At 58.4% G+C, this 26001-nt stretch carries 23 protein-coding genes; 8 read left to right on the forward strand and 15 right to left on the reverse strand.

Annotated elements, in window-relative coordinates:
- Window positions 1-22 precede the first annotated feature (22 nt).
- The 5 genes from PPUTUW4_RS09240 (at window position 23) to leuS (ending at window position 6724) form a co-directional block, all read left to right on the forward strand.
- A complete protein-coding gene (locus tag PPUTUW4_RS09240) occupies window positions 23-1006 on the forward strand; it encodes a C-terminal binding protein (RefSeq protein WP_015094382.1) in 984 nt (327 codons plus the stop codon).
- Window positions 994-1737, forward strand: a complete 744-nt coding sequence (locus PPUTUW4_RS09245) for a class II aldolase/adducin family protein (protein ID WP_015094383.1) — start codon at window positions 994-996, stop codon at window positions 1735-1737. The genes PPUTUW4_RS09240 and PPUTUW4_RS09245 overlap by 13 nt, the downstream gene beginning before the upstream one ends.
- The gene (locus tag PPUTUW4_RS27615) at window positions 1734-2849 is read left to right on the forward strand and encodes a histidinol-phosphate transaminase (RefSeq protein ID WP_015094384.1); all 1116 of its coding nucleotides are present in this window, start codon (window positions 1734-1736) and stop codon (window positions 2847-2849) included. The genes PPUTUW4_RS09245 and PPUTUW4_RS27615 overlap by 4 nt, the downstream gene beginning before the upstream one ends.
- Window positions 2846-4054 (forward strand): MFS transporter, encoded by a 1209-nt coding sequence (locus tag PPUTUW4_RS09255; protein ID WP_227698116.1) that lies wholly within the window; start codon window positions 2846-2848, stop codon window positions 4052-4054. Before PPUTUW4_RS27615 ends, PPUTUW4_RS09255 begins: the two co-directional genes overlap by 4 nt.
- Before the next feature lie 78 nt (window positions 4055-4132).
- Window positions 4133-6724: a leucine--tRNA ligase gene (leuS, locus tag PPUTUW4_RS09260; RefSeq protein ID WP_015094386.1), complete on the forward strand. Its 2592-nt coding sequence runs from the start codon at window positions 4133-4135 to the stop codon at window positions 6722-6724.
- A 289-nt stretch (window positions 6725-7013) separates the two neighbouring features.
- Here leuS and aceA read toward each other — a convergent pair whose 3' ends face one another.
- The 10 genes from aceA to PPUTUW4_RS30025 form a co-directional block, all read right to left on the reverse strand.
- Window positions 7014-8339 (reverse strand): isocitrate lyase, encoded by a 1326-nt coding sequence (aceA, locus tag PPUTUW4_RS09265; protein ID WP_007970439.1) that lies wholly within the window; start codon window positions 8337-8339, stop codon window positions 7014-7016.
- A gap of 473 nt (window positions 8340-8812) precedes the next feature.
- On the reverse strand, window positions 8813-9565 hold the full coding sequence (locus PPUTUW4_RS09270) for a secretin N-terminal domain-containing protein (protein WP_015094387.1): 753 nt from the start codon (window positions 9563-9565) through the stop codon (window positions 8813-8815).
- Between the two features lie 354 nt (window positions 9566-9919).
- Complete coding sequence (locus PPUTUW4_RS09275; RefSeq protein WP_015094388.1) at window positions 9920-10345, reverse strand: GNAT family N-acetyltransferase; 426 nt, start codon at window positions 10343-10345, stop codon at window positions 9920-9922.
- The gene (locus PPUTUW4_RS09280) at window positions 10338-11507 is read right to left on the reverse strand and encodes a cupin domain-containing protein (protein WP_007972092.1); all 1170 of its coding nucleotides are present in this window, start codon (window positions 11505-11507) and stop codon (window positions 10338-10340) included. The genes PPUTUW4_RS09275 and PPUTUW4_RS09280 overlap by 8 nt, the downstream gene beginning before the upstream one ends.
- An 86-nt stretch (window positions 11508-11593) precedes the next feature.
- Window positions 11594-12964 carry an adenylosuccinate lyase gene (gene purB / locus PPUTUW4_RS09285; protein WP_015094389.1) on the reverse strand — a complete coding sequence of 457 codons (1371 nt, stop codon included), beginning with the start codon at window positions 12962-12964 and terminating at the stop codon, window positions 11594-11596.
- Between the two features lie 124 nt (window positions 12965-13088).
- Window positions 13089-13712, reverse strand: coding sequence for a high frequency lysogenization protein HflD (gene hflD, locus PPUTUW4_RS09290; protein WP_015094390.1), 624 nt, complete (start codon window positions 13710-13712; stop codon window positions 13089-13091).
- Entirely contained in the window at window positions 13709-14842 is a 1134-nt protein-coding gene (gene mnmA, locus PPUTUW4_RS09295) for a tRNA 2-thiouridine(34) synthase MnmA (RefSeq protein WP_007972086.1), read from the reverse strand. The genes hflD and mnmA overlap by 4 nt, the downstream gene beginning before the upstream one ends.
- 59 nt (window positions 14843-14901) lie before the next feature.
- Window positions 14902-15348, reverse strand: a complete 447-nt coding sequence (locus PPUTUW4_RS09300) for an NUDIX hydrolase (RefSeq protein WP_015094391.1) — start codon at window positions 15346-15348, stop codon at window positions 14902-14904.
- Between the two features lie 209 nt (window positions 15349-15557).
- Window positions 15558-17783, reverse strand: a complete 2226-nt coding sequence (locus PPUTUW4_RS09305; RefSeq protein WP_015094392.1) for an NADP-dependent isocitrate dehydrogenase — start codon at window positions 17781-17783, stop codon at window positions 15558-15560.
- A 327-nt stretch (window positions 17784-18110) separates the two neighbouring features.
- Window positions 18111-18278, reverse strand: a complete 168-nt coding sequence (locus PPUTUW4_RS30025; protein WP_162831814.1) for a hypothetical protein — start codon at window positions 18276-18278, stop codon at window positions 18111-18113.
- On the opposite strand from PPUTUW4_RS30025, the gene icd reads away from it, so the two are divergent.
- The gene (gene icd / locus PPUTUW4_RS09310) at window positions 18277-19533 is read left to right on the forward strand and encodes an NADP-dependent isocitrate dehydrogenase (RefSeq protein ID WP_007972065.1); all 1257 of its coding nucleotides are present in this window, start codon (window positions 18277-18279) and stop codon (window positions 19531-19533) included. The two genes, PPUTUW4_RS30025 and icd, sit on opposite strands and share 2 nt — an antisense overlap.
- 80 nt (window positions 19534-19613) lie before the next feature.
- On the opposite strand, the gene cspD is transcribed toward icd, so the two are convergent.
- The gene (gene cspD, locus PPUTUW4_RS09315) at window positions 19614-19868 is read right to left on the reverse strand and encodes a cold shock domain-containing protein CspD (protein ID WP_015094393.1); all 255 of its coding nucleotides are present in this window, start codon (window positions 19866-19868) and stop codon (window positions 19614-19616) included.
- 223 nt (window positions 19869-20091) lie between these two features.
- On the opposite strand from cspD, the gene clpS reads away from it, so the two are divergent.
- On the forward strand, window positions 20092-20454 hold the full coding sequence (gene clpS / locus PPUTUW4_RS09320) for an ATP-dependent Clp protease adapter ClpS (RefSeq protein ID WP_015094394.1): 363 nt from the start codon (window positions 20092-20094) through the stop codon (window positions 20452-20454).
- Between the two features lie 30 nt (window positions 20455-20484).
- Window positions 20485-22755, forward strand: a complete 2271-nt coding sequence (clpA, locus tag PPUTUW4_RS09325; protein WP_007972069.1) for an ATP-dependent Clp protease ATP-binding subunit ClpA — start codon at window positions 20485-20487, stop codon at window positions 22753-22755.
- A gap of 221 nt (window positions 22756-22976) precedes the next feature.
- On the opposite strand, the gene infA is transcribed toward clpA, so the two are convergent.
- The 4 genes from infA to trxB form a co-directional block, all read right to left on the reverse strand.
- A complete protein-coding gene (infA, locus tag PPUTUW4_RS09330; protein ID WP_002553999.1) occupies window positions 22977-23195 on the reverse strand; it encodes a translation initiation factor IF-1 in 219 nt (72 codons plus the stop codon).
- A gap of 111 nt (window positions 23196-23306) precedes the next feature.
- On the reverse strand, window positions 23307-24014 hold the full coding sequence (locus PPUTUW4_RS09335; RefSeq protein WP_015094395.1) for an arginyltransferase: 708 nt from the start codon (window positions 24012-24014) through the stop codon (window positions 23307-23309).
- A 57-nt stretch (window positions 24015-24071) separates the two neighbouring features.
- The gene (aat, locus tag PPUTUW4_RS09340) at window positions 24072-24752 is read right to left on the reverse strand and encodes a leucyl/phenylalanyl-tRNA--protein transferase (RefSeq protein WP_015094396.1); all 681 of its coding nucleotides are present in this window, start codon (window positions 24750-24752) and stop codon (window positions 24072-24074) included.
- Window positions 24753-24814: 62 nt separating this feature from the next.
- Entirely contained in the window at window positions 24815-25774 is a 960-nt protein-coding gene (trxB, locus tag PPUTUW4_RS09345; protein WP_015094397.1) for a thioredoxin-disulfide reductase, read from the reverse strand.
- Between the last annotated feature and the right edge of the window lie 227 nt (window positions 25775-26001).

Genomic DNA, 26001 nt, shown 5'->3' on the forward strand with positions numbered 1-26001 from the left:
GCTAGGGAAGGAGGAGAAGCTCATGAATATTCTGATGATCGATTCGCGGAGAGTGAATTATGTCGACCCTGGGGAGTATGTCTCGGGTTCGGCGCATCAGCCCTATAGCCTGGAGGTCACATCCCGGCCCTCGGATGAACAATTGGCCCGCGCCGACGGGATCATCGCCTTTCATTCGGTTGTCATCGACGCGCCATTGGTGGCCAGGATGCATCGATGCCGCGCGTTGGTGAAGGCGACCATTGGCCTTGATGATGTGGATGTCGAGGCTTTGAGCGCGAAAGGCATTCTTTGCTCCAACATCGGCTCTGTGGGGGCGGAGGAAGTCGCGGAGCACGCCATGGCGTTGATTCTCTTTGCCCAGCGCAAGCTTCTCGACTACGCCAGGCACACCCGGCAGGGCGGCTGGAGCTGGCGAGCTCATACTGGCGAGGTCAAAGCCTGCGCAGATACGGTCCTGGGGTTGATCGGTTATGGCGCAACAGGGCGAGCATTGGCGCGCAGAGCGGTGGCCCTGGGTTACCGGATTTGTTTTTACGATCCTTGGGTCGAGCGCTGTGTCGAAGGTATTGCGCAGGGCGGCACGCTGGAGTCGTTGCTCGATACGGCCGATGTCATATCGCTGCATTTGCCTCTTAATCCGGACACTGCGCATTTGATGAACGATGCGCGATTTTCGCGGATGAAGCACGGTGCGACCCTGGTCAATACTGCGCGAGGTGGCATCGTCGATACCAATGCTCTGCTTCTGGCCCTGCAGTCCGGGGTAGTGTCAATGGCACTGCTGGATGTCGTGCAGGAGGAACCGGCACCTCCCCAGGCCCTGATCGAACATGAGCGTGTGTTATTGACGCCGCATGCCGCGTTTTACAGCGAACGCTCTCTGGCCGATTTGAAGGCCAATGCCCTGGAAACGATTCTGGGTCTGCTACAGGGGACAAAGATCAAAACCGTGGTCAATCCCGATTGCGTATCGGGGGGAGGCAAAGGGATATGCCTGAATTAAAACTGGCGGGACTTGAAACTTCCCGATCCGGGTTGCCAGCCTGGTTCGACGTGGCGATCGGCAGCAGTATTCTTCAATACGGTCAGCGCTTGGCGGCGCGACAGCTGTTGGTCAATACGCTGGGCAATATCGCTGTACGAAGCCACTGCGCATACTGGCAGCGCGAAGTGATCTACACCAAACACCGCGGCGTCTCCCTGGAAGAGTGCGGTCTTGAACATCTGGCTGTGCTGGATATGCAGTCCGATGAGCTTTTGCACGGTCGTTTCAGACCCAGCCTGGGGCACCAGATGCACCGGGAAATCATGCGCTGTCGCGCTGATGTCAATGCCACGGTGCATCTTCATCCCAATGAAGTCATTTCCTTCTTCGCTGTCATGCAATGGCGTGAAATGGAGTACGTGTCGAACGACACGGCACTGGTGATGGGCAAGCCACCGTGCATTCTTGGTGAGGGTGTGAATGTCGAACTGGATGTCAGTGCCATTGGCCGCTGCGCCAGCGACACCAACTGCATTGTCATGCCCAGTCATGGCATTACCTGTTTTGGCCGCGACCTGTCCGAGGCGTTTCATCGTGCCGTGGCATTCACTGCGGAAATCAGTCGATTGATTACGAGCCAGTATTTATCGGCGGCCACAGGGAAGTCGGTGGTGTATGCCAGCGACGAAGAGGTCAGGCAGATGTATGAGCTCGGCGAACAGGTGATCTACGGAGGGATGCACAAATGAAGTTTCACGGACACATCTTGCGTTCCGGATTATGGAAGTCTCCGGAACGCGATCTCTCGTCGGTGTTGCTGGATCTGAATGAAAACCAGTTTCTACATGAGTTTCTGGCGCGGTTCATGGCCACCGAATTGAAGCCTCGGGATCTGTTCACCTACCCCAATTATCAGCCACTCCTTAGCGAGCTGGCAAAGTACTGCAAGGTGTCGACCGACAGCTTGCTGTTGACCAATGGGGCGGATCAGGCAATCGATCTGGTGATACGGTCGGTGTTTTCGCCCGGGGATCGGGTGGTAGTTCCTTCTCCGGTTTTTTCCTTCTATTACCAGATGCTCGACGTCAATGGCGTGGCGCCGGTGATCGTGGGCTTCGAGAAACAAGCCCAAAGATTCGTGCTGCCGACCGAGGCTGTGCTCGAGGCTTTGCAAACCTGTCAGGGACTGATCCTGTGTAACCCCAACAATCCTCTGGGCGTACGTATTGATCCTGAGCAATTGAAAGCTCTTGTCGAGACTTGTGTAAGACAAGACAAGCCGATGATCGTTGACGAATGCTACTTTGAGTACCTGCAACACTCGTGTCTGGATACATTCAACACGGCCAGGCAGTTGTTCGTTATCCGTTCGTTCTCAAAGTACTTTGGCCTTGCCGGGTTGCGTCTGGGGTATGTGATCACGCGACCGGAATCAATCCGTGAACTGATGAAGGTGCGCGGACCCTGGGATGTAAACCATGTGGCGGTGAAAGCTGCGCTGTTCTGCTTGCAGAACCGGGAAGCATTGCAGCGGGCTCACGATAAACTCGCGCAGATCAAGCGTGAAATAATCGAAGTCTGTCGGGCCAACGCGATCGTCGTATACGAAAGCGATACGAATTTTTTGCTGTTGCAGGATCAGTCCGACGGTCGTCTGGCCAACGCTTTCGCTCAGGCCAAAATTCGCGTCAGCGACTGTTCGCAGTACCCCCACAGCTTCGGCCTGCTCCACAATATGTTGCGTGTGGCCATTCCTGCTTCGTCGGATCTCAAAACATTCCTGATGGCAATATTGCTTGGCAGCGGCAGTACGGCTGCCAGCGTTGCTCACTTGCGCAGCGTCGAGGTGATTCTCAAGTGAAGGGATTGCTGAAAAGGATCGGTATGGCAGAAGGGATGCGCAATATCGTTTTGCTTCGGTTGCTGTTCGTCATGGCGAATGCCTTGGGGCCTTTTGCTGCTTTGTTTTTCCAGCGCCACTACCAGCTCGACAGTTCGGCGGTGGCCTTGGTAATCACGCTGATGTCGGCGTTCTATCTGTTGGGCAATCTGTTGGGCGGGGTGCTGATCGGTCGTTGTTCCTTCCGGGTGCTATTGATCTGTACCTCGTCTTGTTCATCGGTGTTTTTGTTGTTTGCTGCACTGTTCAGCTCATCGATCGCATCCATTGTGATGGTGCTGCTGTTCATGCTGTGTGCGGGCCTGATCACGCCGGTATTTAGTGTCCTCACGTCCTTGGCGGCGGATGAAAGCAATCGCGTCGCCAACTTTGGCTATTTACACCTGGCCAGCAATCTGGGGGGCGCGCTGCTGTTCGTGATTGGTGGGTATTTGCTCGGCCTGGACAGTCACTACCTGATGATTTTTGCGATGGTCGTGAGTGTGTTGTGCCTTTTGGCGAGTATCTTTCTGGCTCTGCCGGAACGCCAGAGCGCCGTACCTGAAGCCAGAAGGGCTTCCATCGGCGCACTGGTTGATGTGCCAAGGATCGTGATCGTTGCGGGCGCAATGTTCTTTGCGTTGTCGGTGCTGGATGCGCAGCGTGAATATCAGCTGCCTCTATGGCTTGACGTGGTAACGGCGGGGAAGGCCGCCAGCGTGTTCGGTGCTGTAGGTATCGTCAATGCGTTGATGGTGATCGTGTTGACGCAACCACTGATAGCGTTGACGTCGCGTTTCGGGGCGCTCACCAATCTGTCCCTGGCTGCGGTTTTTTACGGTATCGGATTTGGCGCCTATGCCTTTTTCGAGCAGACAGTTCTGATCCTGTCGTTTGTTTTCTTCTGGACGCTGGGTGAGATTCTCGGCATTACCTACATCACCGCGCTGATTTCACAGAAAACCACATTGCAAACCCAGGCCAGTCTTTTTTCCCTTATTCCGATCGTGCTGGCGGGGGCGAGGATGGTATCCGTAGGGCTGGGCGCCTCGTTGATCAGCGGGGTCGGTTTCCAGCTGAGTTGGAGTCTTTATGGGCTGTTGGGCCTCCTGTTCGGAGGCGGCTGTCTTTTGGTTGCTGCCAGGACGGCTGTAGCGCCCCGTGTTTCATCGCCGGACAGGAACTGAAGCAAATCGACCGGTAACTTTTAAGGAGTGTGAGCCGAGCGAGTCGTTGTTCAGCTCCTGCAATGTTGAGGAACCTCTATGCGACCACAGTATGATCCAGTCTGGGTTGAAAGTACGGCTCAGGCCAAATGGCTTCAAGGTGATGTATTCAGGGCGGTCGAAGATCAAAGTCGGCCGAAGTTTTATGCCTGCTCGATGCTTCCCTATCCATCGGGAAAGTTGCATATGGGGCACGTTCGCAACTATACGATCAACGACATGTTGGCCCGTCATTTACGCATGAAAGGGTTCAATGTCCTGATGCCGATGGGCTGGGATGCTTTTGGTTTGCCGGCAGAGAATGCGGCCATGCAGTCGGGTGTTTCTCCCGCCGAGTGGACACGACTGAACATTGCGGACATGAAGGCGCAAATGCAGCCGCTGGGGCTGGCCTTCGATTGGTCGCGCGAGATCGCCACCAGCGACCCACAGTATTACAAATGGAGTCAGTGGTTCTTCCTCAAGTTGCTGGAAAAAGGCGTGGCCTACAAGAAAACCCAGATAGTCAACTGGGATCCTGTCGACCAAACGGTGCTGGCCAATGAGCAGGTGATCGAAGGTCGAGGCTGGCGCTCGGGGGCGCTGGTCGAGAAGCGGGAAATTCCCGGGTACTACCTGCGTATCACGCAATATGCCGAAGAGTTGCTATCGGCCATCGACACGCTGGATGGCTGGCCCGACAGGGTGCGCACCATGCAGCGCAACTGGATCGGCAAGGCCAGCGGTGTTCGTCTGGCATTTGCCCACCAGATCCGGGATGCGTCGGAGCAACTTATCGATGCAGGCAAGCTGTGGGTGTTCACAACCCGGGTGGATACGCTGATGGGGGTGACCTTCTGTGCCATTTCTCCCGAGCATGCACTGGCCAGGCGGGCTCTGGAGCTTGATCCGAGCCTGGAGTTGCAGGTGCGGGCGTGTCGTCAAGCGGCGGATGCCGGTCCCGCCTCCAGCGTTCAGGTCAAGATCGGCGTTCCCAGCGGTTTGCACGTCGAGCACCCGTTGACCGGTGAGCCTGTCGCACTGTGGATTACCAACTATGTGCTCAGCGAATACGGTGAAGGGGCCCTGATGGCCGTGCCTGCCCACGATGAGCGTGACTTCAACTTTGCCCATCAATACGGTTTGCCTGTTCGCCAGGTCATTGCCTCCGATGATCAGGCGTACGAGCCCGAGGTCTGGTCAGACGATTACACCCGTCGGGACGGCCATCTGATCAACTCCGGCACCTTCGATGGGCTGACAGTCGAACAGGCCACTCAGGCCATCGTCGCGGCGTTGGTTGAATGTGGCATGGGCGAGGAAACCACCACGTGGCGCCTGCGCGATTGGGGGATTTCACGGCAGCGGTACTGGGGAACCCCAATTCCCATCATCCATTGTGAACAATGTGGCGACATCCCGGTACCTTACGCAGATCTGCCCGTGGTGTTACCCACCGATTGTGTTCCCGACGGCAGCGCAAACCCGTTACTGGAACATGAAGGATTTCGCCATGTGGCTTGCCCTCGCTGCGCGGCGCCGGCGCTTCGAGAAACGGACACCATGGATACCTTCGTCGACTCAAGCTGGTACTTCATGCGCTACTGCGATCCCGACAGTGCTACCGCGATGGTGGGGCCAGGCAGCCAATACTGGATGCCCGTCGATCAATACATCGGCGGTATCGAGCATGCTGTGCTGCATTTGCTGTACGCCAGGTTCTGGACCCGGGCTATGCGGGATGAAGGGCTGGTGGCGTTCAGCGAACCGTTCAAGAACCTGTTCACCCAAGGCATGCTGTTGCGGGAAAGTTATTACCGCAAAGCGGATGATGGCAGTCGGCGATGGTTTTATCCCGCGCAGGTGACGGTCGAGTACGATGAAAAAGGTCGCCCGGTAAAGGCTACGGCGCTTGAGGACGGTTTGCCCGTCACCATTGGCGGCGTGGAGAAAATGTCCAAGTCGAAGAACAACGTCGTCGAGCCGAAGGACATCATCAACACGTTCGGCGCCGACACTGCCCGTTTGTTTACTATTTTCGCGGGACCTCCCGACCAGGACACGATCTGGAGCGACAGTGGGGTGGAGGGTGCTTATCGCTTCCTGCGCCGGCTATGGACTTTTGCCTGTGACAGCCGGGCCCCGGATGGTGGGGATGCTCGGGTTGAGGACGTTGCCGAATCCAGACGCGTGCGCTTTGAGATACATCGCTTGCTGCAGCAGATCAACAACGATTACGAACGGCTGCAATACAACACTGTGGTTTCGGGTGCGATGAAGATGTTCAAGGTGCTGGAGGGCGGCAGGTCGGCTGGCCCGCACGCGGCCCGCGAGGGGATGGCGATCCTGTTGCAGGTCCTGTATCCCGTTACGCCGCACATCGCCCAGACACTCTGGGCGGAACTGGGTTTCGCAGGTGACATCTACGACAGTTCGTGGCCGGTACCCGACAATGAAGCCTTGAAACAGAACGAAGTAAAAATGATGGTGCAAGTCAACGGCAAGTTGCGTGGGGACATCATGATCCAGGTTGATGCCGATCACGATGCGATACGGAGCCAGGCATTGGCTGATCCGGTGTTGCGCAGTTATCTGGAAGGCGCGGGCAGGATGATTGTGGTGCCCAATCGACTGGTTAACTTCGTTATCTGATTTCCGGTCGCTCACTCCGCTTAGAGATGGAGCAACGTTTTTGCCCAGACTGCCGCCGACCCTTGTAGGAGCTGACGAGTGAAACGAGACTGCGATCTTTTGACTTTGTTTTTTAGAAGCAAGATCAAAAGATCGCAGCCTCGTTTCACTCGTCAGCTCCTACCGGGGTTTTGCAGTGTTGGTTAAATCGCAGGCAAAAAAACGCCCCGAACCAGTCGGGGCGTCAGATGTGCAGCGCTGCGGTTAGCTTTCTATTCAGTCCGCAGCGGCTGTTTACTCAAGAAGCAGATCAGTGGAACTGTTCTTCTTCAGTCGAGCCGGTCAGCGCGGTTACCGAAGATGAGCCACCCTGGATCACGGTGGTCATGTCGTCGAAGTAGCCGGTGCCCACTTCCTGCTGGTGGGCCACGAAGGTGTAACCCTTGGCGGCGTCAGCGAATTCCTGCTCTTGCAGCTTCACGTAGGCAGTCATGTCGTTGCGGGCGTAGTCGTGCGCCAGGTTGAACATGCTGTGCCACATGTTGTGAATGCCGGCCAGGGTGATGAACTGGTGCTTGTAGCCCATGGCGGACAGTTCGCGCTGGAACTTGGCGATGGTCGCGTCGTCCAGGTTTTTCTTCCAGTTGAAGGAAGGCGAGCAGTTGTACGACAGCAGTTGGTCCGGGTATTCCTTCTTGATCGCTTCAGCGAAGCGACGAGCCTCGTCCAGGTCCGGCTTGGCGGTTTCGCACCAGATCAGGTCGGCGTACGGAGCGTAGGCCAGGCCGCGAGCGATGGCCTGGTCCAGACCGGCGCGCACTTTGTAGAAGCCTTCCTGGGTACGTTCGCCAGTCACGAATGGCTGGTCGTACGGGTCGCAGTCGGACGTCAGCAGGTCAGCGGCGTTGGCGTCGGTACGGGCCAGGATGATGGTCGGAGTACCGGCGACGTCAGCTGCCAGGCGGGCAGCGGTCAGCTTCTGCACGGCTTCCTGGGTAGGAACCAGTACCTTGCCGCCCATGTGGCCGCATTTCTTCACGGAAGCCAGCTGGTCTTCGAAGTGAACGCCGGCGGCGCCTGCTTCGATCATGCTCTTCATCAGCTCGTAGGCGTTCAGTACGCCGCCGAAACCGGCTTCGGCGTCAGCCACGATCGGTGCGAAGTAGTCGATGTAGCCAGCGTCGCCAGGGTTCTTGCCGGCTTTCCACTGGATCTGGTCGGCACGACGGAACGAGTTGTTGATGCGCTTGACCACGGTTGGAACCGAGTCCACCGGGTACAGCGACTGGTCCGGGTACATCGATTCGGCGGAGTTGTTGTCCGCAGCAACCTGCCAGCCCGACAGGTAGATTGCCTGGATGCCGGCTTTGACTTGTTGCACAGCCTGGCCGCCGGTCAGGGCGCCCATGCAGTTGACGAAATCTTTCTCAGGACGGAAGGCTGGCTTGGCACCCTGGGTGACCAGGTTCCACAGCTTCTCGGCGCCCATTTTTGCAAAGGTGTGCTCAGGTTGAACCGAGCCACGCAGGCGGACGACGTCAGCAGCGGAGTAAGTGCGAGTCACGCCTTTCCAGCGCGGGTTTTCAGCCCAGTCTTTTTCGAGGGCTGCAATTTGCTGTTCGCGTGTCAGTGCCATGGGAGATAAACCTCGTCGCGTCTTTATGAAAAGTTGTTCTGCGGTGGAAAATTCCTGCGCTCGCTGACCAGAAGCTTAAGCGGTCAAGTCGGATTCGGCGGGGAGGGCGACGGGATGAACGACGGGCTCGAGGGGAAGTGAGCAGGTAAAGGCGAACTGCGGGCGCATTCGGGCGTCGTGGGCCTTGGTACGAACATCAGTGTGGTGCCGGGTTACCTATTACGCTTCCGTCCCTCGGGACAACTTCGTTCCAGTCGACAACCTCGTCAAACACACCTTGTGGGCGGTACAGACACGAAGCGGTTCGCGGGGTAGGTGCGAACGTCGCCTCGAAGGCCCTTGCCAGGGCCCCTGATTAGCGGGAGCGAGGCCATCATGCCTTCGCTTTTTTGGCTCGTCAAACGTTTTGTAGTGCTTTTTTTCGGGCACTACATCTTTGGTCTAATACGACTCGTCAGTCAGTTTTTGGTGATTTAGTCCAAGGTGTCGACTTTCACCCGCAAAGTCATGTCGTTGCGGCTCTGGGTTGAGTAGCTGCGGGTCTGGCCCTGTTTGTCGGCCTGGGTCTGGCCGTTGACCCCGGCCAGCAGGATCCACTCACCGAGGTGGCCGGTGACGGTTGTGTCGGTACTTTGCACGTTCACTACATCCTGACGTTCCTGGCTCAGGCGGTCACGGTTGGTACTGATCGAGAGGTGAACGATGTCGCCGGTGACGTTTGCGGTGACGTAAAAGCCCTGGGTGACGTTGCGGTATTCGGTCTGGCTGCGCAGGTCACCATAGCCATCGGTCTGCGAACTGGTCAGCGGCACGCTCTGGCCGACCTGGATCAGCGCCGGTGCGCCTTCGCTGGCCTGCACTTGCTGGATACCGCCGTCACGGCTGTCGGTGCTGTAGTTGATGATGCGAGTCTTGGCGCCATTGGCTGAAGAACCCTGGTCACCCTGGAAGTTGTTGTCGCTGGTGTCGACAGTGATCAGCAGGCGCTTGGGTGCCGTATCGAGTTGGGAAATAAGGGCTTTAAGTTCGTCGATCTTGCGCTGATCGGCGTTGACGATGAGTTGATTGCCGTAGGCGCTGACCTGTCCGTCCTTGCCGACGAAATCCTGCGCCACTGGCAGAAGATCGGCGCTGGTGCGGTAGTTCAGGGGCACGATTTCGGTGGCTGCCATGACCGAAAAACTGCAGGCTACCAGCAGGGTGCTGAGCAGGGGGCGTAGGGACATATCCGTTATCTCCGGCTTCGTGATTTGTGTAGGAGCGAGCTTGCTCGCGATGGTCGTCAACGATAATGCGTGAAGCCTGACACCCCGCGGCGCTCTCAGGTGCATCGCGAGCAAGCTCGCTCCTACAGGTGCATGTGTTGATATTGCCAGTTTGTCGGCCGGTAGTGGCGCTAGTTGAATCGTAGACAGCAAAACGCCCCGGCATCGCTTGATGTCGGGGCGTTTTGTGGTGTTCTTGAGGCTGCTATCGCGAGCAAGCTCGCTCCCACTGGGATCGATGGTGTTGCCAGAATCTTCAACAACTCACAAATCTATTGTGGGAGCGAGCTTGCTCGCGATGTAGGCGACTCGGTCTCAGGCCGAATGCCGAACCATGTCCACATGCGGAATCCCGGCTTCCAGGAACTCCTCACTGACCAGGTGAAAGCCCAGGCGCTCATAGAACGCCGTGGCTTGTACCTGGGCGCTGAGCATCTGCTGCTTGAGTCCGCGCTCTTCGGCTTCGCCGATGACCGCTTGCATCAGCGCATCGCCGACTTTCAGGCCGCGCCAGTCCTTGAGTACCGAGACCCGGCCAACGTGACCGTCAGGCAACAGGCGCGCGGTGCCAATCGGAAAGTCGCCTTCGTAAGCGAGGAAATGCACTGCATCAATGTCATCGGCGTCCCATTCCAGTTCCGGCGGAACGGATTGCTCGGCGACGAACACCGCTTCACGAATGCGCCGGATCTCGGCGTTGTCCTTTTGCCAGTCTGCGACACGTACGTGAATCTTATTCATCGGCAAACCCCAGGCTTCCTTGCTTGACCAGTTCGCACAACAGGCCGCGGCCGTCTTCATCACTCAACCATTCGCCGAGGTTGTCGGCGTGCAGCGCGTCGGCGGCGCAGATCATTTTCAGCAGTTCGCGCAGTTTGCCCGGCAGGTAACGGCTCTGGCCGCTGGCGAACAGCAGCAGGTCGTCATCGACTTCGGACCACGCCAGGCGCGCGCTCGGGTTGCGGATCAGGATCGCGCCTTGCTCGAGGGCGGACATGAAGTCCTCTTCTTCGACGTCTTCCGGGCCCACTACCAGTTCCGGGTAGCGTGGCTCGGTCATGAACTGGCCGAACCAGGTCAGCAGCAGGCGCTCGTCGCTCATGTGCTCGGCCAGCAGGCCTTTGAGGCGATCGAGTGCATCGCGCTGGATCTGGTGAGGATCGGCGGTCGGCAAGGCGTCGGCGTCGGTGTAGCGTTCTTCGTCCGACAGGAACTGGCTGAGGAAGTCAGTGAAGTGGGTCAGCACTTCAGCGGCGCTCGGCGCGCGAAAACCGACCGAGTAGGTCATGCAGTCATCCACGGCGACGCCGCAGTGGGCCAGGCGCGGCGGCAGGTAGAGCATGTCGCCCGGTTCCAGCACCCATTCATCGGTGGCTTCGAATTCAGAGAGGATGCGCAGATCGGCGTGGGCCAGCATCGGGCTCTCGGTGTTGCACATCTGGCCGATCTTCCAGTTGCGCTTGCCGTGGCCTTGCAGCAGGAACACGTCGTAGTTGTCGAAGTGCGGACCCACGCTGCCGCCTGGTGCGGCGTAGCTGATCATCACGTCGTCGATGCGCCAGCTCGGCAGGAAGCGGAAATTTTCCAGCAGTTCGCTGACTTCCGGGACGAATTGATCCACGGCCTGAACCAGCAGGGTCCAGTCACGTTCAGGCAGCTTGCTGAATTCATCTTCGGCGAACGGGCCGCGACGCAACTCCCATGGACGCTCGCCATTCTCGATGATCAGGCGCGATTCGACTTCTTCTTCCAGCGCCAGGCCGGCCAGTTCGTCGGCGTCGATCGGGCTTTCGAAATCAGGAATCGCCTGGCGGATCAACAGCGGCTTTTTCTGCCAGTAATCGCGCAGGAATTCCCGTGCCGTGATGCCGCCCAGAAGTTGAAGAGGAATATCAGGATTCATGTGTAACCTATTGAAAAAATGCACTTTTCAGACGGGAATAAAAACGCCCGGCGCGGCCGGGCGTCTTCAAAGGGTCTAGCGATCGATCAGATGCGTCTGGCTTGTTCCACAGCATTGCCGATGTAGTTCGCCGGGGTGAGCAGTTTCAGCTCTGCCTTGGCGGCGGCTGGCATGTCCAGGCCGTCGATGAAAGTCTGCAGCGCTTCAGGGCTGATGCCCTTGCCGCGCGTCAATTCTTTCAGTTTTTCGTACGGGTTTTCGATGTTGTAGCGACGCATCACGGTCTGGATCGGCTCGGCCAATACTTCCCAGCAAGCGTCCAGGTCAGCGGCAATCTTCTGCTCGTTGAGCTCAAGCTTGCTGATGCCCTTGAGGCTGGCTTCGTACGCGATCACGCTGTGGGCGAAGCCGACGCCGAGGTTGCGCAGTACGGTGGAGTCGGTCAGGTCGCGCTGCCAGCGGGAGATCGGCAGCTTGCTCGCCAGGTGCTGGAACAGTGCGTTGGCGATGCCCAGGTTGCCTTCGGAGTTTTCGAAGTCGATCGGGTTGACCTTGTGCGGCATGGTCGACGAACCGATTTCGCCAGCGATGGTGCGCTGTTTGAAGTAACCCAGGGAGATGTAGCCCCAGATGTCGCGGTCGAAGTCGATCAGGATGGTGTTGAAGCGGGCGATCGCGTCGAACAGCTCGGCAATGTAGTCGTGGGGTTCGATCTGCGTGGTGTACGGGTTGAAACCCAGGCCCAGTTCGTCTTCGATGAAGGCGCGGGCATTGGCTTCCCAGTCGATCTCAGGGTAGGCCGACAGGTGGGCGTTGTAGTTGCCGACAGCGCCGTTGATCTTGCCCAGCAGCGGAACGGCAGCGACTTGAGCGATCTGGCGCTCCAGACGGTAAACCACGTTCGCCAGTTCTTTGCCCAGGGTGGTCGGCGAGGCCGGTTGACCGTGGGTGCGCGACAGCATTGGCACGTCGGCGAAGCGGATGGCCAGTTCGCGGATGGCGTTGGCGGTCTGGCGCATCAGCGGCAGCATCACGTCATCACGGCCTTCGCGCAGCATCAGGGCGTGGGACAGGTTGTTGATGTCCTCGCTGGTGCAGGCAAAGTGGATGAACTCGCTGACCTTGGCCAGCTCCGGCAGCTTGGCCGCTTGCTCTTTGAGCAGGTATTCGATGGCCTTGACGTCGTGGTTGGTGGTGCGCTCGATCTCTTTGACGCGCTCGGCGTGCTCCAGAGAGAAGTTTTCCGCCAGGGCGTTGAGCACAGCGTTGGCTTCGGCGGAGAACGCCGGCACTTCGCTGATGGCAGGATGAGCGGCCAGGCGCTGGAGCCAGCGCACTTCAACCAGAACGCGGGCACGGATCAGGCCGTACTCGCTGAAAATTGGGCGCAGGGCCTGGGTTTTGCCGGCGTAGCGGCCGTCAACAGGGGAAACCGCAGTGAGCGAAGAGAGCTGCATGGGGTGTTCTCGGACAGTCGGGCAACGAAATGGGGCGCGTATCATACATGAAAAAATCCGCCGGTCCGTCGCCAACTGACCGGCGTATTACGCGTATTGCTAAGTTCTGTTCTGTCGATGCGGGTTATTCGTTACGCATCAAGGGGTAAAGCTCTTTGAGCAATTTGCGACGGCTGATCACCAGCTGCCAGCGATGACCGCCCAATTGCCGCCACAGGCGTGCAGAACGGATGCCGGCCAGCAGCAGGGCACGAATTTTCGAGGCGTTGCTCGGTTGTTGCAGGTTGCGCATGTCGCCGTGCACCTGGATACGTTGGCGCAGGGTGCTCAAAGTATCCTGGTACAGCGCGCCGCACGCGGCGATCACGTTTTCGTGTGCCGGGCCGAAGTGTTCGACCTGGGACTGGATCTGCGGCAAACGCTTGCCGATCACCTCGAGCATGTCCTCGCGCTTGGCCAGTTGGCGCTCAAGACCGAGCATTGCCAGGGCATAGCGCAGCGGTTCGCGCTGCAGGGTGCTTGGGTCGCGCTCGAGGGCGCCGATCAGGGCGCGATAACCTTCACGTAGGTTGATGTCATCGCCGCCATAGACTTCCAGGGTGTCCTTGGGGTCGCGGATCAGCAGGCTGCCGAGCATGCAACTCAGGCCGGCCTCGTTGGTCTGGCCGCTCTTGGCAATCCTGTCCACCAGCACGGCGGCGAGAAACACGCCGCCCAGTGCTGTCAGTTGCTCCTGAATCGGGTTCATAGGGCCTGGCCCTTGCTCGTCCACGGCTCGGCTACTTCAATCACGCCGCCGCCGAGGCAGATCTCACCGTCGTAGAACACCACGGACTGGCCTGGAGTGACCGCGCGTTGCGGGTCATCGAAGGTCGCGCGATAACCGGTGGCGGTTTTTTCCAGGGTGCAGGGCTGGTCGCTCTGACGATAACGAACCTTGGCGGTCAGCTTGCGTGGCTGGCTCAGGTCGATCGGGTTGACCCAGTAGATATCGGAAGCGAGCAGGGCGCGGGAGAACAGCCATGGATGGTCATTGCCCTGGCCAACGATCAGCTCGTTGTGCTCCAGGTCCTTGATCAGCACGTACCACGGCTCGTCGCTGGCGTCTTTCAGGCCGCCGATGCCCAGGCCCTGACGCTGGCCGATGGTGTGATACATCAGGCCGTGATGACGGCCGATGATTTCACCTTCGGTGGTCTTGATCTCGCCCGGTTGTGCCGGCAGGTACTGTTTGAGGAAGTCGCTGAAACGGCGCTCGCCGATAAAGCAGATCCCGGTGGAGTCCTTCTTCTTCGCGGTTGCCAGCTCGTACTTTTCGGCAATCGCGCGCACTTGCGGTTTTTCCAGCTCGCCGACCGGGAACAGGGTCTTGGCGATCTGTTCGCCGCCGACGGCGTGCAGGAAGTAGCTCTGGTCCTTGTTCGGATCCAGGCCCTTGAGCAGTTCGGTGCGGCCATCGATGTCGCGGCGACGCACGTAGTGGCCGGTGGCGATCAGGTCGGCGCCAAGCATCATGGCGTAGTCGAGGAACGCCTTGAACTTGATTTCGCGGTTGCACAGGATGTCCGGGTTCGGCGTGCGTCCGGCTTTGTATTCCGCCAGGAAGTGCTCGAACACATTGTCCCAGTACTCAGCGGCGAAGTTGGCGGTGTGCAGCTTGATGCCGATCTTGTCGCACACGGCCTGGGCGTCCGCCAGGTCATCCATGGCGGTGCAGTATTCCGTTCCATCGTCTTCTTCCCAGTTCTTCATGAACAGGCCTTCCACCTCATAGCCCTGCTCGATCAGCAGGAGGGCGGAAACGGAAGAGTCCACGCCGCCGGACATGCCGACAATGACGCGCTTCTTTTGTGTGTCAGAAGGGGCTGGATCACGCATAGGGATTCAATGAGTGTCTTGAAAAAGGACGCGATTCTAACAGGCCGGAGCCCGCATGGCTAAAGAGAAGGACGGATCAATGCAAGGCCGAAGTGAATGCCTGCCAGATAGTCATCGATGCAGCGCATGATCAGCTCGCTGCGCCAGTTGCCGCGCTGCTCGATTAATTCCTCGCGGGTCAACCACTTGGCGCCGACGATGCCGTCGTCCAGTTGATAATCAGGGTGGTGTTTCAGTGGTTTTGCGATGAAGCAGACCCGCTGGTAAGTCACGCCGTTGCTCGGGGCGGTGTAGAGGTAAATGCCCAGTACGCCGGTCGGTTCGACGTCCCAGCCGGTTTCCTCGAGGGTTTCGCGCACGGCGGCTTCGGTCAGGGTTTCGTCCGGATCGAGATGCCCGGCGGGCTGGTTGAGCACCACGCGACCGTGCTTGAGTTCTTCGACCATCAGGAAGCGGCCATTGTCTTCGACGATGGTGGCGACGGTGATGTGGGGTTTCCAGTCCATGAGATCTCCTCGAAGTTGAAATGCTGTCCCTGTGGGAGCGGGCTTGCTCGCGAAAGCGGTGGGTCAGTCAATAAAGATGTTGAATGATAAACCGCTTTCGCGAGCAAGCCCGCTCCCACATTGGATCGGATTTCACCGATAAAAATATGTATGGGCCACAAACACAAACCCCGGCACATGGCCGGGGTTTGTGATGTTCCCTTACAACCTTAAACCAGCGCAGCAACCGCCGCGTTGAAGGTTGCGCTTGGGCGCATGGCCTTGCTGATCAGCTCGGCGTCGGCGTGGTAGTAACCGCCGATGTCCACTGGCTTGCCCTGAACGGCGTTGAGTTCGGCAACGATGGTCGCTTCGTTCTCGGTCAGGGTTTTGGCCAGGGTCGCGAACTGCGCTTGCAGTGCAGCGTCTTCGGTCTGGGCGGCCAGGGCTTGAGCCCAGTACAACGCCAGGTAGAAGTGGCTGCCGCGGTTGTCGATGTTGCCGACTTTGCGCGATGGCGACTTGTTGTTGTCCAGGAACTGGCCGGTGGCCTGGTCCAGGGTCTTGGCCAGTACCAGCGCCTTTGGATTGTTGTAGGTCACGCCCAGGTGTTCCAGGGACGCGGCCAGGGCCAGGAACTCACCCAGCGAATCCCAGCGCAGGAAGTTCTCTTCCAGCAATTGCTGAACGTGCTTCGGAGCCGAACCGCCGGCGCCGGTTTCGAACAGGCCACCGCCGTTCATCAGCGGCACGATCGACAGCATCTTGGCGCTGGTGCCCAGTTCCATGATCGGGAACAGGTCGGTCAGGTAGTCGCGCAGTACGTTGCCGGTCACCGAGATGGTGTCTTTACCTTCGCGGGTGCGCTGCAGGGTGAACTTCATGGCGTCGACAGGCGACATGATCTGGATGTCCAGGCCGGTGGTGTCGTGATCCTTCAGGTAAGCCTGAACTTTCTCGATCACCACGCCGTCGTGGGCGCGCATTGGGTCCAGCCAGAAAATCGCCGGAGTACTGCTGGCGCGAGCACGGTTGACTGCCAGTTTGACCCAGTCCTGGATCGGTGCATCTTTGGTCTGGCACATGCGGAAGATGTCGCCGGCTTCGACCGACTGCTCCAGCAGCAGGTTGCCCTTGCTGTCGGTGACGCGAACAACGCCGTCAGCCTTGATCTGGAAGGTCTTGTCATGGGAGCCGTATTCTTCGGCTTTCTTCGCCATCAGGCCAACGTTCGGTACGCTGCCCATGGTGGTCGGATCGAATGCGCCGTTGGCTTTGCAATCTTCGATCACGGCCTGGTAGATGGTTGCGTAGCAACGATCCGGGATCACGGCCTTGGTGTCGTGCAGCTGGCCGTCGGTGCCCCACATCTTGCCGGAGTCACGGATCATCGCCGGCATCGAGGCGTCGACGATGACGTCGCTCGGCACGTGCAGGTTGGTGATGCCTTTGTCGGAGTTGACCATCGCCAGGGAAGGGCGAGCGGCGTAGACCGCCTGGATGTCAGCTTCGATGGCCGCTTGCTGTTCGGCAGGCAGGGCCTTGATGCGAGCGTACAGGTCGCCGATGCCGTTGTTCAGGTTGAAGCCGATCTGTGCCAGCACGTCAGCGTGCTTGGCCAGTGCATCTTTATAGAACTCGGCAACGATCTGGCCGAACATGATCGGGTCGGAAACCTTCATCATGGTGGCTTTCAGGTGGACCGACAGCAGCACGCCTTGTGCCTTGGCATCTTCGATTTCGGCGGCGATGAAGCTGCGCAGGGCGTTTTTGCTCATGACCGCGCAATCGAGGATCTCACCGGCTTGTACGCTGGTCTTTTCTTTCAGGACGGTGGCGGTGCCGTCTTGCGCGATCAGTTCGATTTTCACGGCGTCAGCGGCGTCGATCAGGGCGGCTTTTTCGCTGCCGTAGAAATCGCCGGTGCTCATGTGCGCGACGTGGGACTTGGAGTCCTTGGCCCAGGCGCCCATTTTGTGCGGGTGCTTGCGCGCGTAGTTCTTGACCGACAGCGGAGCGCGGCGGTCGGAGTTGCCTTCACGCAGAACCGGGTTCACGGCGCTGCCCTTGACCTTGTCGTAGCGCGCCTTGGCTTCTTTGTCGGCGTCGCAGGTCACGGTTTCCGGGTAGTCCGGCAGGTTGTAGCCCTGGGCTTGCAGCTCTTTGATCGCGGCTTGCAGTTGTGGAACCGAAGCACTGATGTTCGGCAGCTTGATGATGTTGGCTTCAGGCGTAACGGCCAGGGCGCCCAGTTCGGCGAGGTGGTCGGCTACGGCTTTGTCACCCAGTTGCTCGGGGAAGCTGGCCAGGATGCGCCCTGCAAGAGAGATATCGCGGGTTTCAACGGCGATATCAGCCGAGGCGGTGAACGCCTCTACGATAGGCAACAGTGAATAGGTGGCGAGGGCAGGAGCTTCGTCGGTGAAGGTATAGATGATCTTCGAGCGGGTGGGCATATTCGGATTAACTCTCTCTTCTTTGCTAAAGCGTGCGCAGAAACTCGAGGGCGCCGGGTAAGCGCGTTCGTTCAAAGTCATCCATGAGCCGAATATCGAGGTTTCGTTGCTGTGATGTTGGGTGCATCAGTAGGGCGTCATGCAGTCGGGCTGCGGTAACAGACCGGCTAATCGGGCGTAAACACTCATCGTAGAGCTGTTCAGGCCGTCGTGACCCTTTAGTCAGCGGCGGCATTATACATAGGTAGCTGGCAATCTGCCGATGGTTCATACGCAACCAATGTCGTCCATTGGTCTAAAGGTCGCAGGGGCGAGGAGGGCGTAAGGTCATTCGTCGTGCTTGAGTTTGGCGTTTTTCCCTTTGCTTTCAGGCTTGTAGGCCGCTGGTTGTGCGGCTTTGCGGCATATGGATAGAACATAGGGTTTGCGCGCCGATTCAACTGGGTTACGCTCGAACCAAGCCAGATGTTCAATCCAATCAATGGAGTTCAGCATGGGTTACAAGAAGATTCAGGTTCCAGCCGTCGGCGACAAAATCACCGTCAATGCAGACCATTCTCTCAATGTTCCTAATAACCCGATCATCCCCTTCATCGAAGGCGACGGCATTGGCGTCGACATCAGCCCGGTCATGATCAAGGTTGTCGATGCTGCAGTTAAGAAGGCTTATGGTGGCGAGCGCAAGATTTCCTGGATGGAGGTGTACGCCGGGGAAAAAGCGACTCAGGTCTACGATCAGGATACCTGGCTGCCTCAGGAGACCCTGGACGCGGTCAAGGATTACGTGGTTTCCATCAAGGGCCCGCTGACCACCCCGGTCGGTGGCGGCATCCGTTCGCTGAACGTGGCCCTGCGTCAGCAACTCGATCTGTACGTCTGCCTGCGCCCGGTGCGCTGGTTCGAAGGCGTGCCCAGCCCGGTCAAGAAGCCGGGTGATGTCGACATGACCATCTTCCGCGAGAACTCCGAAGACATCTACGCCGGCATCGAGTGGAAGGCCGGTACGCCGGAAGCCACCAAGGTCATCAAGTTTCTTAAAGAAGAAATGGGCGTCACCAAGATCCGTTTCGACGAGAACTGCGGTATCGGTGTCAAGCCGGTTTCGCTGCAAGGCACCAAGCGTCTGGCGCGCAAGGCCCTGCAATATGTGGTCGACAACGATCGCGATTCGCTGACCATCGTGCACAAAGGCAACATCATGAAGTTCACCGAAGGTGCCTTCAAGGAATGGGCCTACGAAGTGGCGGCTGAGGAGTTCGGTGCGACCCTGCTCGACGGCGGTCCGTGGATGCAGTTCAAGAACCCGAAAACCGGCAAGAACGTCATCGTCAAGGATGCCATCGCCGACGCCATGCTCCAGCAGATCCTGCTGCGCCCGGCCGAATACGATGTGATCGCGACCCTGAACCTGAACGGTGACTACCTCTCCGACGCCCTGGCGGCGGAAGTGGGCGGTATCGGTATCGCGCCAGGGGCCAACCTGTCCGACACCGTGGCCATGTTCGAAGCCACCCACGGTACGGCGCCGAAGTACGCCGGCAAGGACCAGGTCAACCCGGGTTCGCTGATCCTCTCCGCTGAAATGATGCTGCGCCACATGGGCTGGACCGAAGCGGCCGACCTGATCATCAAGGGCACCAATGGCGCGATTTCCGCCAAGACCGTGACCTATGATTTCGAGCGTCTGATGGAAGGGGCGAAACTGGTGTCGTCTTCCGGTTTCGGTGATGCGCTGATCTCGCACATGTAAGAACACGCAGGTACACAAAAACCGCCTGATTCAAGAAGTTGAGTCAGGCGGTTTTTTTATGACTGGATGACGCGGCGGTATTAAACCGAAACGGTCTGCTCAGGTGACGGTGTCGCGGTTTTCGAGGCGTCCACCGGGTTGCCGATGTTGACCGCGTGAAGGCCTTTGGGGCCCTGGATGATCTCGAATACGACAGCTTGCCCGGCTTTCAGGGTTTTATAACCTTCCATTTTTATGGCCGAGTAGTGGGCAAACAGATCCTCTGTCTTGCCTTCCTCGTTGATGAATCCGTAACCCTTGGCGTTGTTGAACCACTTCACCTTGCCGACTGCCATACCCAACTCCCTCTGCAACAGACTCCATCACTGGAGTATCATCCACTACATCCGCAGCCGAACCTGTAAATAAGTTTGACTCCGCGGACCTTTTTTACCCACTGTGGGCTCTATTGGTTGTAACACCCTTTTGCCGATAGTCAAGCTGACCGGCAGTCGGAGTTGAAATCGCTGATAGCCGCCCCCACCACTGTATTTGAACAACTGACGAACCTTTCTTTCCATGCATGCAATCAGCCAGATTCGACTAACATTCAATCAGGATCGCCCTGATTTACACGACGACGATTCCGCAGGCATTGCTGTTCAGGAGGCAAAGCCTGCTCTACAGGCGCCGCCGATGTACAAGGTGGTTTTGTTCAATGATGACTACACACCGATGGATTTCGTCGTCGAAGTGCTCGAGGTGTTTTTTAACCTGAATCGCGAGCTGGCGACCAAGGTCATGCTGGCCGTCCATACAGAAGGACGGGCAGTATGTGGAGTGTTTACCCGCGACATCGCGGAGACCAAGGCCATGCAGGTCAACCAGTACGCCAGGGAAAGCCAGCATCCGCTACTCTGTGAAATCGAGAAGGACGGTTAATCGCCGACCACTTGGGTATGAGGTGAAGCTATGTTAAACCGCGAGCTCGAAGTCACCCTCAATCTTGCCTTCAAGGAAGCCCGTTCGAAGCGTCATGAGTTCATGACCGTCGAACACCTCCTGCTGGCCCTATTGGACAATGAGGCTGCCGCCACCGTTCTGCGCGCGTGCGGCGCAAACCTCGACAAACTCAAGCATGACCTGCAGGAGTTCATCGACTCCACCACGCCATTGATCCCCGTGCATGACGAGGATCGCGAAACCCAGCCAACCCTGGGCTTCCAGCGTGTACTGCAACGTGCTGTGTTTCACGTACAGAGCTCGGGCAAACGCGAAGTGACTGGTGCCAACGTGCTGGTCGCGATCTTCAGTGAGCAAGAGAGTCAGGCGGTGTTCCTGCTGAAACAGCAGAGCGTTGCCCGCATAGATGTCGTCAACTACATCGCCCATGGCATTTCCAAGGTGCCGGGGCATGGCGATCACTCTGAAGGTGAGCAGGATATGCAGGACGACGAGGGCGGTGAGTCTTCTTCCTCGGGCAATCCCCTGGATGCTTATGCCAGCAACCTCAACGAACTCGCGCGCCAGGGTCGTATCGATCCCTTGGTGGGGCGTGAGCTGGAAGTCGAGCGTGTCGCACAGATCCTGGCGCGTCGACGCAAGAACAACCCGCTGCTGGTGGGCGAGGCGGGGGTGGGTAAAACCGCGATCGCCGAAGGCCTGGCCAAGCGCATTGTCGACAACCAGGTGCCGGACCTGCTGGCCAACAGCGTGGTTTACTCCCTCGACCTGGGTGCCTTGCTGGCCGGTACCAAATACCGTGGCGATTTCGAGAAGCGCTTCAAGGCGTTGCTCAATGAGCTGAAGAAACGGCCGCAGGCGATCCTGTTCATCGACGAGATCCACACCATCATTGGTGCGGGTGCCGCGTCCGGTGGTGTCATGGATGCCTCGAACCTGCTCAAGCCGCTGCTGTCCTCGGGTGATATCCGTTGCATCGGATCGACCACCTTCCAGGAGTTCCGCGGCATCTTCGAGAAGGACCGTGCCTTGGCCCGGCGTTTCCAGAAGGTCGATGTGTCGGAGCCTTCGGTGGAAGACACCATTGGCATTCTGCGCGGCCTGAAGGGGCGTTTCGAAAGCCATCACAATATCGAATACAGCGATGAAGCCCTGCGCGCGGCTGCCGAACTGGCTTCGCGTTACATCAACGATCGTCACATGCCGGACAAGGCGATCGATGTGATCGACGAGGCGGGTGCCTACCAGCGCCTGCAGCCGGTCGAGATGCGTGTCAAGCGCATCGAAGTGCCTCAGGTCGAGGACATCGTCGCGAAAATCGCGCGGATTCCGCCAAAACACGTCACCAGCTCCGACAAGGAACTGCTGCGTAACCTCGAGCGTGACCTGAAGTTGACCGTATTTGGTCAGGATGCCGCGATCGACTCGCTGGCAACCGCGATCAAGTTGTCCCGTGCGGGCCTCAAGTCCCCTGACAAGCCTGTCGGTTCGTTCCTGTTCGCAGGGCCTACCGGTGTCGGTAAAACCGAAGCGGCGCGTCAGTTGGCCAAGGCGCTGGGGGTCGAGCTGATTCGCTTCGACATGTCCGAGTACATGGAGCGCCATACCGTATCGCGTCTGATCGGTGCGCCTCCGGGTTATGTCGGGTTCGACCAGGGCGGTCTGCTGACCGAAGCCATCACCAAACAGCCACACTGCGTGCTGTTGCTCGATGAAATCGAGAAAGCGCATCCGGAAGTCTTCAACCTGCTGCTGCAGGTCATGGACCACGGTACCTTGACCGATAACAACGGGCGCAAGGCGGATTTCCGTAACGTGATCGTCATCATGACGACCAACGCCGGTGCCGAGACAGCTGCTCGTGCTTCGATCGGTTTCACCTTCCAGGACCACTCGTCCGATGCGATGGAAGTGATCAAGAAGAGCTTCACGCCGGAATTCCGCAACCGTCTGGACACCATTATCCAGTTTGGTCGCCTCAGTCATGAGGTCATCAAGAGCGTGGTGGACAAGTTCCTTACCGAACTTCAGGCGCAGCTGGAAGACAAGCGAGTGTTGCTGGAAGTCACCGATGCGGCCCGCAGCTGGCTGGCCGAAGGTGGCTACGACGCGGCGATGGGTGCTCGCCCAATGGCTCGCCTGATCCAGGACAAGATCAAGCGTCCACTGGCGGAGGAGATTCTCTTTGGCGAACTGGCCGAACATGGCGGTGTGGTGCACATCGACATCAAGGATGGCGAGCTGACCTTCGAGTTCGAGACCACGGCCGAGATGGCCTGACGTTAAATCGCAACAAAGCAAAAAGGCGTCGAAAGGCGCCTTTTTGTTGTCTGTAGGAGCGAGCTTGCTCGCGATGGTTGTTAACGATGAAGCGGGAAACCTGGATTGACGCGGCGTTCTCAGGTTTTTCGCGAGCAAGCTCGCTCCTACAGTGGTTTGGCAGCTAAATCCCGCACAAACAAAAACGCCCGGCATAAGCCGGGCGTCTTGTATTGACCAGATTAGCGGGCGCGGTAAGTGATGCGCCCTTTGCTCAAGTCATAGGGAGTCAGCTCTACGCGCACTTTGTCGCCGGTAAGAATACGGATGTAGTTCTTGCGCATCTTGCCGGAGATGTGCGCGGTTACGACGTGCCCATTTTCCAACTCCACACGAAACATGGTGTTGGGCAGGGTGTCGACGACAGTGCCTTCCATTTCGAAGCTGTCTTCTTTCGACATGCAGTAAAGCCCTCGGTGTCCAATGAATGGCCCGGTGCAACTGCGCCAGGCAAAAGCGGCGTGCATTGTGCCCGAAAAGAGGGGTTTAAGCCAAGGGGTTTAGGGCCGGCTCTAGTTTAGAACCACCCAGCGCTGGTTAATCAGCAACTCAATAGGGCGATATTGAGTCTTGTAATTCATTTTTTTGCAGTTTTTGATCCAGTAGCCGAGGTAGACCGCCTCCAGCCCCAGTCGCCTGGCCTCGGCGATTTGCCACAGGATTGCATAGCGTCCAAGGCTGCGACGCTCTTCGGCTGGCTCGTAGAAGGTGTAGACCGCCGAAAGACCGTTCGGCAGTAAATCGGTGACGGCGACGGCCAGTAGCTGGCCATTCAGGCGGAACTCATAAAACCGTGAAAACGGCAGGTCCCGCACCAGGAAGGTCGAAAACTGGTCGCGACTGGGCGGGTACATGTCGCCATCGGCGTGACGCTGTTCGATGTAGCGCTGGTAAAGCTCGAAGTACTCTTCGTTGAAGCGGGGCTTGGCCGGGCGCACCTGCAAGTCCGCGTTGCGCTTGAAAATGCGTTTCTGTTGCCGGTTGGGCGTGAACTGCCCCACGGGGATGCGCGCCGGAACGCAGGCATTGCAATTCTGGCAATGCGGCCGGTAGAGATGATCGCCACTGCGACGAAACCCCATCTCCGACAGGTCTGCATAGACATGCACATCCATGGGCTGGCTAGGGTCGAGGAACAGGGTTGTGGCCTGCTCATCGGGCAGATAACTGCAAGAGTGCGGCTGAGTGGCATAGAACTTCAAACGCGCCAACTCGGTCATGATCAACCCTCGGGATAATGCTTTTGAATAAGTGTAAGCCACACGGGAGAAAGTCGCTCAGCAAACCCAGGTGGCGGTGTTGGGTTGGTCCAGGTGCTTGACCAGATAGCTCGCAAATTCGCGGCGGGGTATCGCTCGAGCGCCCAGACTGTGCAGGTGATCGGTCGGCATCTGGCAGTCGATCAGTACAAACCCCGAGTCTTTCAGATGTCGGACCAGGGTGGCAAAGCCGAATTTCGAGGCGTTGTCAGTGCGGCTGAACATGGACTCGCCAAAAAACAACCGGCCCATGGCCAGGCCATACAGGCCGCCGACCAGTTCCTCCCCGTCCCACACTTCCACCGAGTGCGCGTGACCACGCCTGTGCAGTTCGATGTAGGCCTCTTGCATCGCTTCGGTGATCCAGGTGCCGTCGGCGTAATCCCGGGGCGCCGCACAGGCGCGAATGACGGCGGCGAAGTCCTGGTCGAAGGTCACCTGATAGCGTTGCTGGCGCAGCAGTTTGTTCAGGCTGCGCGAGACGTGCAATTCGTCGGGAAACAGAACCGTGCGCGGATCCGGCGACCACCAGAGAATCGGCTGGCCTTCGGAAAACCATGGGAAGCAGCCGTGGCGATAAGCCGAGATCAACCGATCGGCGGACAGGTCGCCACCGGCAGCCAGCAGCCCGTTGGGGTCGCGCATGGCCTTTTCCAGCGGTGGGAAATGCAAGGTATTGCGTTGTAACCAAGTCAGCATGGCATCCGGGCTTGCAGAAGGGGAGGGCAGTGGCGGGCATTGGCCCGCCGTAAAGTTTGCCTTCAAACGGCAGGAATGTCGTCGAGGTATTTTTCGGCGTCCAGCGCCGCCATGCAACCGGCCCCGGCAGACGTAACGGCCTGGCGATAAACATGATCGGCCACGTCGCCGGCGGCAAACACACCTGCAATCGCCGTGGCGGTAGCATCGCCTTCGCTGCCGCCCTTGACCAGCAGATACCCGTCGCGCATTTCCAGTTGCCCGGTGAACAGGTCGGTGTTGGGTTTGTGGCCGATGGCGATAAACACCCCGGCCAGCGGCAGCTCTTTGGTTTCACCTGTTTGGCTGTCCCGCAGGCGGGCACCGGTCACGCCACTGGCATCGCCGAGCACTTCGTCCAGATTCTGGTTCCAATGCAGGCGGATATTGCCGTTGGCGGCTTTTTCGAAGAGTTTGTCCTGGAGGATTTTCTCCGAGCGCAGTTTGTCGCGTCGATGGATCAGGTGCACTTCCTTGGCGATGTTCGACAGGTATAACGCTTCCTCGACCGCCGTGTTGCCGCCGCCGACCACCGCGACCACCTGGTTGCGATAGAAGAACCCGTCACAGGTCGCGCACGCCGACACCCCTTTGCCGGCAAATGCTTCCTCCGAGGGCAGGCCCAGGTATTGTGCGGAGGCGCCGGTGGCAATGATCAGGGCGTCGCAGGTGTAGGTGCCGCCATCGCCAATCAGCTCGAATGGCCGTTGTTGCAACTTGGCGGTATGGATGTGGTCGTAAACGATCTCGGTGGCAAAGCGCTCGGCGTGTTTTTGCATGCGCTCCATCAGCACGGGGCCGGTCAGGCCTTCGACGTCGCCTGGCCAATTATCGACTTCGACGGTGGTGGTGAGCTGGCCACCTGCCTGTATGCCGGTAATGACAACGGGCTTGAGGTTGGCGCGGGCGGCATAAACGGCTGCGCTGTAACCGGCAGGGCCGGAGCCCAGGATGATCAAGCGGGAATGCTTCGCTTCGCTCATAAAAACACCTCATAAGCCTTTGTCACAAAAGACAATGCATGCTCAAATTGAATAGCATGTCATGTGCTGTTGACTATGCTACACCCAAGGGTCTCAAGCATGGCGTCGTGCGTACAAACCCGTACAATGCCCTGCGTGTTACATATATTCAGTGCGCACCGTGTTTATAAAAGCCGGGACGCAGTGTTAAAAGTAGTCCCGGTTACGTGTGTTAACTTTTTTACCTG

The sequence above is a fragment of the Pseudomonas sp. UW4 genome, assembly GCF_000316175.1.
Classification (GTDB): domain Bacteria; phylum Pseudomonadota; class Gammaproteobacteria; order Pseudomonadales; family Pseudomonadaceae; genus Aquipseudomonas; species Aquipseudomonas laurylsulfatiphila.